The following is a 15,196-nucleotide window of genomic DNA, read 5'->3' on the forward strand; positions in this document are numbered from 1 at the left end:
ATAATGATTAAATATTGGCACTATTTTATGTAAAATATGAACTCTACTGGCTGTTTTACTATAAATAAAAAGGTTGCTATCATCCAAAAGTGTCCCATCACTTTTTTGACACATACAGGTAATCGCTTTACCCATATATACAGCGTATAAGCTGTTATAGCAACCTTCAATATTTTATTCTATAAAATTTTTATTAATACATGAATTAATATGCTACTTTATTCTATCTCCCAACTTGTAAATACAATAGATACATTACCTGATGCAACATACAAACAATACTACTTCCACATTTTTAAGATTTCCAACCTTGAACCTTTTGGCTTGTCACACTCTGCATCATCACCACATGAAAAACCACTAAGAAGATCACATGGCATGTCTGGACATTGCCCACAATGGTCATAACCTTTGTCTTGGCAACAAGATGAAACTGGACATGTGCCCCAGAAAGGTTGTCCTTTAATTGCAATGCAACCTTTACATTGATGACTCTCTTGATATTCACAGGTATCACACAATAAGCCACAATTAGACTGTACTTTCATTATATCGTTCATCAGTACTTCTACTGATTCTCCATCAACCCATAAAGATAAGCGTTGTGTTTTAAATTCAATTAGGCAATAATTTGGGTCTTGAACACCTTGCGGAAAATGTTCAATAAACCAATCTAACCACATTGTTTCTTTCATTTTCATATCTGTTATGATATGAGCCGTTCCTATCATTGTGATATTGTTACCTTCGCTATGCACACAAATGCTCATTTTATTATTTTCCACTATTGCTTTTGCTAGATTGCCATTACTCCCTGTACTTAAATAACTATGAATCATATTAGGAGCAGTGCAAAAAGACCGTGGTGCGACACTTGGAAAACCATCACTTTTCATGTAGCCTACATAACCAATTTCACTTGCTAATAATATATCGTTTGTCTTCTTTAGTAATTCATGTAATTTCATATACTTACCTCCAAACTATTGATAAGTTTATCATAACACAACAAACATGACTACTATATGTCATGTTTGTGTTATTAATATTGCTATGGATGAAGTTCTGAATGCAATGTATATTAACGATGATTAAACAAAAGTATTTATAGTTTTGCTTTCAATCCTCATAGGTAATCTATAAGCGCTTGAAAGCCCTGTTGATTATTGTATAGGAAATGTATGTTTCAATTCCTCTTAGGTATTCTATAAACTGTAAATGCTGGTGATTTATGTGCAAATTTTATTTGGTTTCAATTCCTATTAGGTATTCTATAAACATGCTACGGCAATAGCATTCAGCAAAGCTTAAAAAAAGTTTCAATTCCTATTAGGTATTCTATAAACTTCCACATCTTTCTCAATAGCTTCTAATCGTGCTTGTTTCAATTCCTCTTAGGTATTCTATAAACAAATAGCCTGCGATGATACAAATCCGAGCGTAACATGTTTCAATTCCTCTTAGGTATTCTATAAACTAGATGTGGGACACTGGAAAATGAAGAAGAATTTAGGTTTCAATTCCTTTTAGGTATTCTATAAACTTGTTCTTGGGGGCAAATGTCCATGTACCAGATATAGTTTCAATTCCTTTTAGGTATTCTATAAACTATCTAATATACCTTATATGGACAACGAAGAAATACGTTTCAATTCCTTTTAGGTATTCTATAAACGCAAGGGTAAGCAGGTATATTACAATAGATCAAGCGTTTCAATTCCTTTTAGGTACTCTATAAACCAATCTAATATAGATTACAAACTATTGCATAATCTCAGTTTCAATTCCTTTTAGGTATTCTATAAACTTTTGTGTCCTTTAGACCCATACATACACCTATATAAGTTTCAATTCCTCTTAGGTATTCTATAAACGTTTGTATGACCTAGAGCTGTAACCGTCATCTTGAGTTTCAATTCCTCTTAGGTATTCTATAAACTTTCATCGGGTTGTAGATTATCAGAGATTTATCAACGTTTCAACTCCTCTTAGGTATTCTATAAACCAGTTTAGAGTTCCTATTGACATGAGTGAGTCAGAGTTTCAATTCCTCTTAGGTATTCTATAAACTGATCTGCATATTGAAGAAACGTATCTGTCTTTCCTGTTTCAATTCCTCTTAGGTATTCTATAAACTGTTAATACATGTACATATGCAAGTAGTATATGTAGTTTCAATTCCTCTTAGGTATTCTATAAACCTGTTCATCTGCTGTTTCTTGCTCAACTCTGGACTAGTTTCAATTCCTCTTAGGTATTCTATAAACAAATTCACAGGTGAAAAAGGAATCTTATTCACCGCGTTTCAATTCCTCTTAGGTATTCTATAAACTGACTATTGGTGATACACCATTCCCTATATGTCTGGTTTCAATTCCTCTTAGGTATTCTATAAACTAAGGTGCAATACCTTCTAGAATAACACTTTTAACAGTTTCAATTCCTCTTAGGTATTCTATAAACCATATTGTTTTTGATATTGAAACAACCGGACTTCAGTTTCAATTCCTCTTAGGTATTCTATAAACTTTGGTTACGACAATATATGGAGAAGTTGAAGCAGAGTTTCAATTCCTCTTAGGTATTCTATAAACCCTCCTCCCATGTATCCCAATCAATCTCACCATTGCGGTTTCAATTCCTCTTAGGTATTCTATAAACAATATATGTAAAAGAATGTAATGAATTTGCAATCTTGTTTCAATTCCTCTTAGGTATTCTATAAACCCTGGAGCTTTAACACAAGACCAATATGATTACATGTTTCAATTCCTCTTAGGTATTCTATAAACTATGTGAAAAGCTTAAAAAATCAAAGTGTATTTGAGTTTCAATTCCTCTTAGGTATTCTATAAACTCGAAGCATGTAAGATTATGAAATACAACATAGTCCAGTTTCAATTCCTCTTAGGTATTCTATAAACGAAAGATGTTATATAAGTAACCCAAATGAATATGAGTTTCAATTCCTCTTAGGTATTCTATAAACCGGGGATAACGGGGTATGGCTTACTAAAGCGAATAAGTTTCAATTCCTCTTAGGTATTCTATAAACTGTTAGCAGTCTATTTCATTGCTACGGATAGTCACAAGTTTCAATTCCTCTTAGGTATTCTATAAACTAGATCAGATGATATAGTCCCATTCTCCATTTTTGAGTTTCAATTCCTCTTAGGTATTCTATAAACTGGAACAATGGCAAATTGCCTTTTGAAGAGTAGGTGAGTTTCAATTCCTCTTAGGTATTCTATAAACCCAGAGACAGAGAAATTCATGAAAGCATTAGGCTAGTTTCAATTCCTCTTAGGTATTCTATAAACGTTACGAAGACTGTGACTACTAAGTGCGAAAAGTGGTTTCAATTCCTCTTAGGTATTCTATAAACATGGAAGAAGTATCAAAAAATGGTAGGTCAAGGCAAGTTTAAATTCCTCTTAGGTATTCTATAAACAAGCCAACAGTTCTCAGGACAGAGCTAGACAACCCATGTTTCAATTCCTCTTAGGTATTCTATAAACTTTATGGAACTCCTATATTATATCAAATTAGGATGAGTTTCAATTCCTCTTAGGTATTCTATAAACAAACAATCTCAAGTATGAACCGGATGAACTGCTTGAGTTTCAATTCCTCTTAGGTATTCTATAAACTATTATGTTCACTTGTTCCCCTCCTGTCCATAAATACGTTTCAATTCCTCTTAGGTATTCTATAAACTTGCTCAGAAGATAGACTGTATCAGAGAGAGGAACATAGTTTCAATTCCTCTTAGGTATTCTATAAACATACATGAAATGTCCAAAGTGCGACAGTGACAATAGTTTCAATTCCTCTTAGGTATTCTATAAACATGGATATATCTCTCCATTAACACCTTTTATAATAGTTTCAATTCCTCTTAGGTATTCTATAAACAGTCTCTTATCCATGGAATGGAACAAATGCTACAACGTTTCAATTCCTCTTAGGTATTCTATAAACGCTTGGTTTAATCCAGATTGGAGGATACTAAATGAAGTTTCAATTCCTCTTAGGTATTCTATAAACGCGGAATGTCTGGTTTTGCATATAGGTATGGGACCTGTTTCAATTCCTCTTAGGTATTCTATAAACATAAACCCCAGCACATCATTGTACATCATGCACTGGCGTTTCAATTCCTCTTAGGTATTCTATAAACCAAGGCGGATCTGGAAATCACAGCGCAGTTTCATTGTTTCAATTCCTCTTAGGTATTCTATAAACCCTTGTGGATTATAAACTTCACTTGACTAAAGAAAGTTTCAATTCCTCTTAGGTATTCTATAAACTAATGATCAAATTACATTTTTAATACGAAAAACTTTGTTTCAATTCCTCTTAGGTATTCTATAAACACCTGCTAATCCTGCGACACTTTTTGCAATACCTTGTTTCAATTCCTCTTAGGTATTCTATAAACGTTCTGCTATTTTGTCTTTTATCAAATCATTGGTGGTTTCAATTCCTCTTAGGTATTCTATAAACTTTGATGTTTTCTTTCAGTTCATGATTCTCTGCATAGTTTCAATTCCTCTTAGGTATTCTATAAACCGTATGCTGGGGACCAGCATATAATGTGCCTAATAGGTTTCAATTCCTCTTAGGTATTCTATAAACCCAATGTTGTATTATGGACTCAACAGCAACACAAAAGTTTCAATTCCTCTTAGGTATTCTATAAACGCTCAAACATACCCTAAGAGCGTTAATGTATACATGTTTCAATTCCTCTTAGGTATTCTATAAACACATAAGATAGGCGTTGATACATTCCTAAATAAGTAGTTTCAATTCCTCTTAGGTATTCTATAAACACACTACTGTGAAAGTGTTTGGGAAGTAGATCCGGTGTTTCAATTCCTCTTAGGTATTCTATAAACCATGCAGATTGAAGTTGCATTGTAGGCACTAGAGTGTTTCAATTCCTCTTAGGTATTCTATAAACGTAGGGATCACTTTTACAGGTGCGTTGAAAATACCAGGTTTCAATTCCTCTTAGGTATTCTATAAACCCGAACCTGTTCAACCACTATTTATCCTTTCTAGTGAGTTTCAATTCCTCTTAGGTATTCTATAAACTAAAAAGGCTTTAGAGTGGAGTCTTGACCTCAATAAGTTTCAATTCCTCTTAGGTATTCTATAAACTAAAAAGGCTTTAGAGTGGAGTCTTGACCTCAATAAGTTTCAATTCCTCTTAGGTATTCTATAAACAATCAAGGTGTACACATCGTCATTGTGAACATATGTGTTTCAATTCCTCTTAGGTATTCTATAAACTTATGTCCAATGCTTCGTTATCATCGGCTAGCATGAGTTTCAATTCCTCTTAGGTATTCTATAAACCCATACACCAAGAATCAACAAAGTTCATGCAAGGGGTTTCAATTCCTCTTAGGTATTCTATAAACTGGATGGGTTCTAGTTAAAAGAATACTTTCTGCTTTGTTTCAATTCCTCTTAGGTATTCTATAAACTTAAACTCGCTATTGAGTAATACATCATTGAATACCAGTTTCAATTCCTCTTAGGTATTCTATAAACTCAAAATGGTTTTATGAACTCTATGAAAAGTATGTGAGTTTCAATTCCTCTTAGGTATTCTATAAACATGAGTTAAACACGTGCTTGTGGCGTTTGTACAAAATAGTTTCAATTCCTCTTAGGTATTCTATAAACTTTCTTCAATGCTTCAACGCTTTCTGCTGTCCCGTGTTTCAATTCCTCTTAGGTATTCTATAAACAAATACCAATGCTCTAGGTGACGTCATGAGGACCGCGTTTCAATTCCTCTTAGGTATTCTATAAACAACCAATTTTGGGTATATTATGCATGCATCTTTCCTGTTTCAATTCCTCTTAGGTATTCTATAAACCATTGTCCTTAGCGAAATGATTAGACTGGCAATACTGTTTCAATTCCTCTTAGGTATTCTATAAACTACTAGCACTTTGTGCTTTTGGTATTGTAAAATTATGTTTCAATTCCTCTTAGGTATTCTATAAACTCAAACCATATAGACCATTAATATTTACTGTAAACGGTTTCAATTCCTCTTAGGTATTCTATAAACAGTGTTTCTTTTTACCTAGAGCTGATTTAAATACTTGTTTCAATTCCTCTTAGGTATTCTATAAACAGATTATTTGCAGTGATTTGTCAAGAACTTTAGCTGGTTTCAATTCCTCTTAGGTATTCTATAAACAATATGAGGAAATGCTTTTAGAGATTATGCACGCTGGTTTCAATTCCTCTTAGGTATTCTATAAACTTTTCGCATGGTGACAGTGTTCAAGTAGGATATATAAGTTTCAATTCCTCTTAGGTATTCTATAAACGTAACCCACTAACCAGCACACATCAATAGGAGTTGAGTTTCAATTCCTCTTAGGTATTCTATAAACTGCATATTAGGTGAATATTGAAGGTCAGCGCTTCGCAGTTTCAATTCCTCTTAGGTATTCTATAAACCTTGCCTTTATATAAGTTATGGCTACCTGAAAGAGAGTTTCAATTCCTCTTAGGTATTCTATAAACTAGACTGCTCCCAAACAGTCCACCCAACGTAACATAGTTTCAATTCCTCTTAGGTATTCTATAAACGTTGACAATCAAGATGCAATCAACTCACCAATCGGGAGTTTCAATTCCTCTTAGGTATTCTATAAACCAGTATGTACTGTTTAGTTTAATCCGAACATTATTGTTTCAATTCCTCTTAGGTATTCTATAAACGTGGGATTTACCAATTATTACCGAGTAATCCGACATAGTTTCAATTCCTCTTAGGTATTCTATAAACTGCTAGGTCGCGCTGATAAACGCCCCTGTCTTCCCTGTTTCAATTCCTCTTAGGTATTCTATAAACACGTGATTGAGTTTGTCGAAGATGAATGTTTATCGGGTTTCAATTCCTCTTAGGTATTCTATAAACCAAACCATGTTAGAGGACATTGTATAAGTGAGGTGAGTTTCAATTCCTCTTAGGTATTCTATAAACTAGTTATGTTAAATTCTATGGCGGAAATAATGTATGTTTCAATTCCTCTTAGGTATTCTATAAACTTTGTCTAGACACCTTATACATAATGGATTCTTCCGGTTTCAATTCCTCTTAGGTATTCTATAAACCTACTAGCAGTTATCCAAGTTTCTAGGTTAAATACTGTTTCAATTCCTCTTAGGTATTCTATAAACTGTATTTCTGTATCTGTCTTTACGAGTGCTGTAATAAGTTTCAATTCCTCTTAGGTATTCTATAAACCTAGACCATTTCCATTGGCCAATGGTGCGGGAACGGGTTTCAATTCCTCTTAGGTATTCTATAAACGATGCCATTGAAGGCATTAAGCCAGCTCACCTTGCCTAGTTTCAATTCCTCTTAGGTATTCTATAAACTATCTGCTAGTGGATCAGAACCAAGCTTTGATTTATCGTTTCAATTCCTCTTAGGTATTCTATAAACAAATAATTTTGTTGCCAAACCCTCGTTCCTTTCTGGGTTTCAATTCCTCTTAGGTATTCTATAAACCATCCGAGAGATTAGGGAAGTAAGGTTTTCGGCTGAGTTTCAATTCCTCTTAGGTATTCTATAAACTAACAAGCCACAATATATAATTGTTCACCATGCCTGTTTCAATTCCTCTTAGGTATTCTATAAACCAGGCACCAGTTTCTTTGTTCCGGTTGCATTAAACAAGTTTCAATTCCTCTTAGGTATTCTATAAACTACGAATGGGTAAAAGCATCCCATACCCAATTACACGTTTCAATTCCTCTTAGGTATTCTATAAACTCATTATGCTGATTGCTATAGTAACTATTATAGATAGTTTCAATTCCTCTTAGGTATTCTATAAACTTTGCGAGAGAAAGTATTTTTTGTTGCTGTTGTTGTGGTTTCAATTCCTCTTAGGTATTCTATAAACGTTAATCTACGTCCAAAAGGGGGACACTCTTGTTCTTTGTTTCAATTCCTCTTAGGTATTCTATAAACATAATCATGTTACCATAGAAAAGTGTCAGGAGTTAGGTTTCAATTCCTCTTAGGTATTCTATAAACCGGCAGATGGCAAGTCCATAATACTACCAAGTACTGTGTTTCAATTCCTCTTAGGTATTCTATAAACTAGTGGGGCGTCTGAGACTGATTATAAGTGGCTGGAGTTTCAATTCCTCTTAGGTATTCTATAAACAGGTATTCTAAATAAGACCTATTATACTTGCTTCCCAGTTTCAATTCCTCTTAGGTATTCTATAAACCGTCTTGCTTGCAGGCGTGATGAAGATTATTAATGAGTTTCAATTCCTCTTAGGTATTCTATAAACGAGAGTTTACTCCACGCAAACAGGTGTTATAGTTCCGGTTTCAATTCCTCTTAGGTATTCTATAAACAAGCAAGCTATTATCAGCAATAAGCCGAGTAGATGGTTTCAATTCCTCTTAGGTATTCTATAAACCAAGAAGATAGTAAAAGGTGGAACGGGATACGATTGTTTCAATTCCTCTTAGGTATTCTATAAACAACGAAGCTTTGTTTGTTAATGTGAACGGTACTAAGTTTCAATTCCTCTTAGGTATTCTATAAACTTAACTGAACAATTAAAAGGTGCTCTTGATATAGAGGTTTCAATTCCTCTTAGGTATTCTATAAACAAAAGTTCGGTTTAGTAAAGGACGGTGAATGATGAAGTTTCAATTCCTCTTAGGTATTCTATAAACCTGGGAACTTCCCATGTACTCATAATTGGCTTCCTTGCGTTTCAATTCCTCTTAGGTATTCTATAAACTTTCGATCTTATCATAGTTTTCTATCGCTATATCAGTTTCAATTCCTCTTAGGTATTCTATAAACTTGTGTTATTTCCCCATCTTCTACCACAATATGAGTTTCAATTCCTCTTAGGTATTCTATAAACAAGACATGCTTTATGCGCTTGCTGGATGATCGTAAGTTTCAATTCCTCTTAGGTATTCTATAAACTAGAATATAAGGAGTGATTACATGAGTTGGATAGCGAGTTTCAATTCCTCTTAGGTATTCTATAAACTTTACAGTATCCGTAGAAGATTTTCAAAAGGATTCATGTTTCAATTCCTCTTAGGTATTCTATAAACGCAAACTAAAGCCAAAGGCGTAGGGACATTTTGTTAGTTTCAATTCCTCTTAGGTATTCTATAAACAAAAAAGGTGTTGACAATTAACCCTTGGTCAATATAGTTTCAATTCCTCTTAGGTATTCTATAAACAAATCCCACTCTTGAAAACCTTCTCTGGATAGCCCGTTTCAATTCCTCTTAGGTATTCTATAAACCGAATGTTATAAAATGGTCCAACAATCACCGGACCTGTTTCAATTCCTCTTAGGTATTCTATAAACGAGGAAACTCAACAAGAAACCCTCAAGAAAATTAAGTTTCAATTCCTCTTAGGTATTCTATAAACTATCGCTACCACGTGCTAAATGATTTGTATTATTAGAGTTTCAATTCCTCTTAGGTATTCTATAAACCCATAAAAACCTCAACATTAAGTTAATTATACCACCATATAAGATAATATACCAGTAAATCTAGATATTTAGTACTCTATATGTATCTAACTTATGCAATCGACCCCCTAGGTTTTGAGCGTTATTGGGGGTCGATGACTTACATTATGCTATGATTTCAATTTCTTTTAATAATCTAATACAATCTTTATAACCTTGTATATATAGATATTCATTCATACAAGTTTCTTGATAATAATGTTGTTGCATATACTCTTTTACAAAATCTTTATCTGATAGATTTAAATCACTAATAATATAGTCTAATCGTTTCTTATGTTGTAAGAGGAAGCATTCTACTTCTTGATATTCTAAATTTGTTCTTGCATATCTCTCCTTAGCATTGTCCATTAATTGAGATGCATAGTACTCAAGAAAACAAATGGTATCTTCCACGTCCTCACCTCCATTATAATCATATCGTCTGATCCTATAATCATGTAACATGCATAATATATTGTACCTGACTTTATTATACATGTCACAGAATCATACACATAATTTTGTAGCAAGAATTAACCCTTTGCTTAATAGCACAAGTGTTGATTCTTAAACACCTTTTTTTAATTATAGTAATCCAATACTCTTAATGATAAACAATAATCTAATCCATTGATTTGTGTATGACTTCTCCATATAATACTATTCCTTATAGGTATTCTAATAATAGATATCTAATATTCTTTTTACTAAATAATGTGATTAAGTGAGTTCTTTTCTAAACCGATAACCAGTCTATCTGAATAACGTTTGCTGCGAAATTGAAAAATAATAAGTGAATCATTATCCTTGTCCATTACTCTTTCTAGTTCCAACGTTAACATCTTGAACTTTCCTTCTGTTATATCACCTTCAAATACGGAATTTTGTATCCATGTCAGGTATTTTCTGCATATTTTAAGTGCTTTGGCTACTCTTCTTTCACCAAAGTCATAAACCAATATAACAAACATCCTATCACCACCTTGCGACAAAACCCTTATAATTGTCACCCTCTACAATATGTCGCTGTATCTTATACAGTTCTAGTCGTATAAGACGTTTATATGTAACATACTGATTAAGTCTTGGGTGTTTAATGGTACTCATCATTTTATCTGTATATTCTTTAAGAAACTTTTTCTTTCCTTTCTCAGTAAGCATGGTACCATGTGTTTGCTTTTTGAAATCTTTTTCTGTAATCACTTTTCGATTAATAAGATTAAATATAATCCTATCAACAACGATAGGCTTAAAAACTTCGGCTATATCAAGATTCAGTGAAAACTTGCGTCCATTAGTAGCGTGTAAGATACCTATTCTTGGATCAAGGTGTGTCTTATATATTTCACTTAATACAGATGTATACATGAGTGAATTCCCAAAACTTATAAGTGCATTTATTCCATCTAAGGGTGGACGTTTGGAGCGCTTGATAAATTGGAAGTTATCATTGTCAATGATATCATTAAAATTTTGATAATATACACCTCTAATATTTCCTTCATATGCCATGAGCTCATTAATATCTTGACATTTTTCTATTTGTGTTGCCATACTTTCAATTGTTTCTATACCTGAAGAGACAAGCTTACTTCTTGAACGATAATATTTAAGAACAATTAAGATATTTTTTACAGCCGTTTTAATGATTTCTTTTGCTACCGGCATACGCATGCTGTCTTGACTATAAAGATTTACTTGTTTAAGAATAACCAACCCTGAATTAAGATGTTCTCTTGGATAATAAGTGCCAAGATAATAACCATAGTGATTAAAGAAGTGTATACATATCTCCTTTGTTGAAATGATTTCTAGAAACCGTTTATTAAGGGTTACTTCGCCAAACACCCATATAGCATCTACCTGTTCAATTGGTAGGTACTTCTGTTGTTCTTCTCCTAAAAATAATATTGTGTTATCTTTACGCTTAAGTTCCCCATCCTTGAATATAAAAATATCCTTTTTCATACATCACCTCTATGCATAGCAGTATTCTCTATAGCCGCACCTTTTGCAAAATCTATTTTTTTCTACTTCTGGTGGTTCTGTTTGGCTACATATTATGTCGATATTACGGATTATCTCTTTTAGCTTTTTCTCTTCATTTAATGCAAGTTCTACCTTCACCCTTTTCTTTTGACTAGGATATAGCAACAAACCTGATGCACTTATACCTGCTTCTTTTAATACGCTAAGATAATAGAGCAGTTGATAGCGAGAAGCTTCTTCATAGCGATCACTTTTTTTGGTTTCTCCTATGACAATATGATCTTTTGTCTGCATCATGATGTCAAACTTCACATGGCCAAAGCTGATCTCTTTCTCTTGTCGTTGATAGGTTATCTCGTGCATAAAACGACCTAATGCAATGTTTTCATCATTTTGATCAGGTACAATATGGTTATACATAAGCCAAACTTCTCGTTTACAGATATGATAATACCATATAAGTGTTCCGTTGACGTTCATAGAACCTCCTTTTATGGAATGGGGTCTCAAAAAAGCAAAATAACGTCAATATCGTAGGCAACTATAAGAGGTTAAGCGTAAAGCGCAGCCATGGACGGCGAGACCCCTGTTCAAGCAACATTGACATGTTGCACTACTAAACACGGACGTTTAGGGGTCTGAAAAGCTTAACCTCTTATAGTTGCCAGAGACTTCTAGTCAACAAAATTGCTTTTTATGAGACAGCCCCATTCTCTAATTACAACATTAAATAAATTCAGCGGAAGAATTATCCACTAATATACCATAATCACTGCGATAATCCACACAAAATATGGGTAAACCCATCTCATTTTCCACGTATAGATTCTTCTTGTTTTGATAATACCATTTTGCACTAACAGGTACTTCATATAACTTAATGAAAGCATATTTCTTTTGTGCAACAAATTCCTTCACAGTATCCATAAATTGAATAGGGATAATGACTTCTTTCGCATATTTAAATAATCTTGTCTTTAGTTGTTCTTCGTCCATTGGTAGGTTACATATAAAAAAGTCATAGGCTACCCTGCTATAGATCGATTGCCCTCTTATATAATCTTCATCACATAAGTTAAAGTCGTGATATACGCTCTCAAGCATATCCCCAATTTCTTCTTCAGATAATCGTCCACATTGATTCAAAATAACTTCTTTTGTTCTTTTAAGTATGTTTTCTCCATATATAACCTCCGAAACTTCCGAATAGTCAAATACATAGAAACAAGAACCCATATATTCGCCATGCCTGTTACATCGTCCAGCTCTTTGAATCAGACTATCAATAGCAGCACATTCTGAAAACATTATTTCAAAACTTACATCAAGTGATACTTCTAGAACTTGTGTACCAATTACCAGTTGTATATCATTCTGACTAAGTAAAATATTCTCTTTCTCTGTTCTATCTTTCATAGTGAATTGTGAGTGCAGGCACATTGTACGATACTTGTCTTTATACTTGTTATATTGTTCCTTTACTGTTTCTACATCATTAATAATGAGTGCTACCTTCTTTCCAGCATCAAGAGCTTCTCCTATCAAATCATCTAACTGGTTAATGGTCTTTTCTAAGTAGCACCACTTGTTAGAACGCCTGCTCATTAATTCATGTGCAATGATTGGCTTTTCTATTGAAAGAAGTTTAGCAAAATGCTCTCTTAGGAATTTTGGCATCGTTGCACTCATAATCATTACTTTTCCACCTAATGTGACAATCTTCTTTATTGTCTCTGTAATAAGTGCAATCGTATAGGTATCATAAGCCTGTATTTCATCAAATATAACATGGCTACCTACTAATGCCATTTCTTTAAACTGCCAATGACCCGTATTAAAACCTGTACTAAGCATTTGATCGACTGTGGATACCATAACATGAGGTATGAAAGCCTTATTTTGAACAAGTTGAAAAGCATCATGCTGTGGTATATTAAGTGCATAATATGTCTGAATACCAGAGTGGGATAGCCCACACATATCACTGTCAAAATAATTGGTGCTCAACCGCTCATAGATACTATTACTGGTTACCATAGTGGGCATTAAAAATATAATCTTATGACATTTACCTCCAAGAGCCCATATCAGTGATGCTTCCGTTTTACCTGCACCCGTTGGTGCAATGGCAAGAACATGGGATTTTTCGTTAGCACATAATTGATGAAAGGGTCTATGCTGATATGTCCTGCCCTGCTCTTCAACCTTGCTTTTTAAGCGTTTGATAAAATCATCTTGAGTTAATGTGATGGACTTTAATGGTTTATCCGCTGAACCCAGCCAATCACAGTAACATAGTATACCTTGAGTAATACTATATAACAATCGCAAAGATTCAATATCTAATCCTTTATTAAGATACGTTCTTGATATAAGCCTATGTGAAACAATACGTAATAGCCTTTGACAATCCTTTTGTTTTTTATCTGTAATCTTGCCATCTAAATAATCACCATAATAATGATGAATATAGGCTATGTCTTCAGTGCTTAATAATGGCCATGACTCTCGCTTTCTTTCCCGCTCAAAACACTGCAACTGCTTGTCAATAGACTTATGGTGTCCCAATATTGCCATTAAAAAAAATGGGAAGTTGAGTGAGCCATCTTCTAAAAGAGGATATAAATAAAGCGTAGATAAAACCTCATGGCGAAAATGATCCATACGATCAACGATTTTCCCTTCTATTTTTTTACTGAGCATACCTTGAAATAACGGTGATAATTTACCTAAATCATGGAAAATAATCGTTTGCTTCATACGTTGTATAAATACTTTCATGGACATGCCCGATTCCGCTATTAGTCCTTCTAAATACGGTTCTAATTCTGTTATAATGTGTGAAAAAACATCATGGCAACGCTGAACATGATAATCATACGTGCCTTCTTCTCCCATAAGTGTTTTCGCTAAGTATTGATGATGTTTTTCTATCATGATGTATACCTATACATAGGAACCAAATCGTTACCAAATTCACGGACCATGATTTCCTCATCCAGTAGCGTGTATGGATTCATATAGGCTATGTTTATATGTTCCTCTGCTTTTCGAGCTCCATCCTTATCAAAGGTAAAGTTAACGGGTATATTCTTTATAACAGGTGGTTGTATTGTTTCTGATAATGGTACTTGATTAATGTAATCCCAATCAAGTGTCATATTAGAACGATATATATGGTATACCCAAGTGTACTTAACGGATTTACTCCTGCTTTCTTTTATTTGGTCCATTTTATTAATATCCTTAATTCTCGCCAGATCATCGCTTGAACCAAGAGTTATAGCGTAGACAGGGTCATGAAAAGCATCTTTTAAACGGTAAATAATCGTTTCATCTTCAGAGGCATAATATACCGTTATAGACACATGGTATAGAAATTCTCTGATAATAATATCTTTATCAACTTTTCCACCTTGTTTTACCTTATTGTATTGCCATAAATCTTTTGCTGTACCATCATGTGTTCCTATGGTACCAACAAGGATTCTATGCTCTTTAAATAGTGATAAAGCATCCTGCATATTTAATCCAAGTGCAGCACCTGCAATACCAACTAATGTAGTAGGTGTTGGTAGAGGTAACGTTTCATGATAAAGTTGTGCATAAGGTTCTCGATATGATGCTGTTGAAGCCTCTAATTTAACCATAAGT

General features: G+C 33.7%; 7 protein-coding genes and 1 CRISPR repeat array. All 7 genes read right to left on the minus strand.

All coding sequences use genetic code 11. The features are described 5' to 3' along the window. Positions 1 to 281: 281 nt before the first annotated feature. Positions 282 to 968 carry a pyridoxamine 5'-phosphate oxidase family protein gene (locus HZI73_RS17475; RefSeq protein WP_212694661.1) on the minus strand — a complete coding sequence of 229 codons (687 nt, stop codon included), beginning with the start codon at positions 966 to 968 and terminating at the stop codon, positions 282 to 284. Positions 969 to 1,183: 215 nt separating this feature from the next. Then, positions 1,184 to 9,532: direct repeats of the CRISPR family, unit length 30 nt; unit sequence GTTTCAATTCCTCTTAGGTATTCTATAAAC. 144 nt (positions 9,533 to 9,676) lie between these two features. Next, positions 9,677 to 9,967, minus strand: coding sequence for a hypothetical protein (locus HZI73_RS17480; protein ID WP_212694662.1), 291 nt, complete (start codon positions 9,965 to 9,967; stop codon positions 9,677 to 9,679). Positions 9,968 to 10,260: 293 nt separating this feature from the next. After that, positions 10,261 to 10,524, minus strand: coding sequence for a CRISPR-associated endonuclease Cas2 (gene cas2, locus HZI73_RS17485; protein ID WP_212694663.1), 264 nt, complete (start codon positions 10,522 to 10,524; stop codon positions 10,261 to 10,263). 4 nt (positions 10,525 to 10,528) lie between these two features. Continuing rightward, positions 10,529 to 11,521: a type I-B CRISPR-associated endonuclease Cas1b gene (gene cas1b / locus HZI73_RS17490; protein ID WP_212694664.1), complete on the minus strand. Its 993-nt coding sequence runs from the start codon at positions 11,519 to 11,521 to the stop codon at positions 10,529 to 10,531. A 9-nt stretch (positions 11,522 to 11,530) separates the two neighbouring features. Continuing rightward, entirely contained in the window at positions 11,531 to 12,022 is a 492-nt protein-coding gene (gene cas4 / locus HZI73_RS17495) for a CRISPR-associated protein Cas4 (RefSeq protein WP_212694665.1), read from the minus strand. Between the two features lie 246 nt (positions 12,023 to 12,268). Next, positions 12,269 to 14,479, minus strand: a complete 2,211-nt coding sequence (cas3, locus tag HZI73_RS17500) for a CRISPR-associated helicase Cas3' (protein WP_212694666.1) — start codon at positions 14,477 to 14,479, stop codon at positions 12,269 to 12,271. Beyond that, a complete protein-coding gene (gene cas5 / locus HZI73_RS17505; protein ID WP_212694667.1) occupies positions 14,476 to 15,192 on the minus strand; it encodes a CRISPR-associated protein Cas5 in 717 nt (238 codons plus the stop codon). The genes cas3 and cas5 overlap by 4 nt, the downstream gene beginning before the upstream one ends. Positions 15,193 to 15,196: the final 4 nt, after the last annotated feature.

This window comes from Vallitalea pronyensis (assembly GCF_018141445.1).
In the GTDB taxonomy this organism is placed as follows: Bacteria; Bacillota; Clostridia; order Lachnospirales; family Vallitaleaceae; genus Vallitalea; species Vallitalea pronyensis.

Excerpts from the sequence above, each read along its gene's own strand:
- cas5 (WP_212694667.1), bottom strand. The coding sequence starts at position 15,192 with ATGGTTAAATTAGAGGCTTCAACAGCATCATATCGAGAACCTTATGCA.
- cas3 (WP_212694666.1), bottom strand. The coding sequence starts at position 14,479 with ATGATAGAAAAACATCATCAATACTTAGCGAAAACACTTATGGGAGAA.
- cas2 (WP_212694663.1), bottom strand. The coding sequence starts at position 10,524 with ATGTTTGTTATATTGGTTTATGACTTTGGTGAAAGAAGAGTAGCCAAA.
- cas4 (WP_212694665.1), bottom strand. The coding sequence starts at position 12,022 with ATGAACGTCAACGGAACACTTATATGGTATTATCATATCTGTAAACGA.
- cas1b (WP_212694664.1), bottom strand. The coding sequence starts at position 11,521 with ATGAAAAAGGATATTTTTATATTCAAGGATGGGGAACTTAAGCGTAAA.
- HZI73_RS17475 (WP_212694661.1), bottom strand. The coding sequence starts at position 968 with ATGAAATTACATGAATTACTAAAGAAGACAAACGATATATTATTAGCA.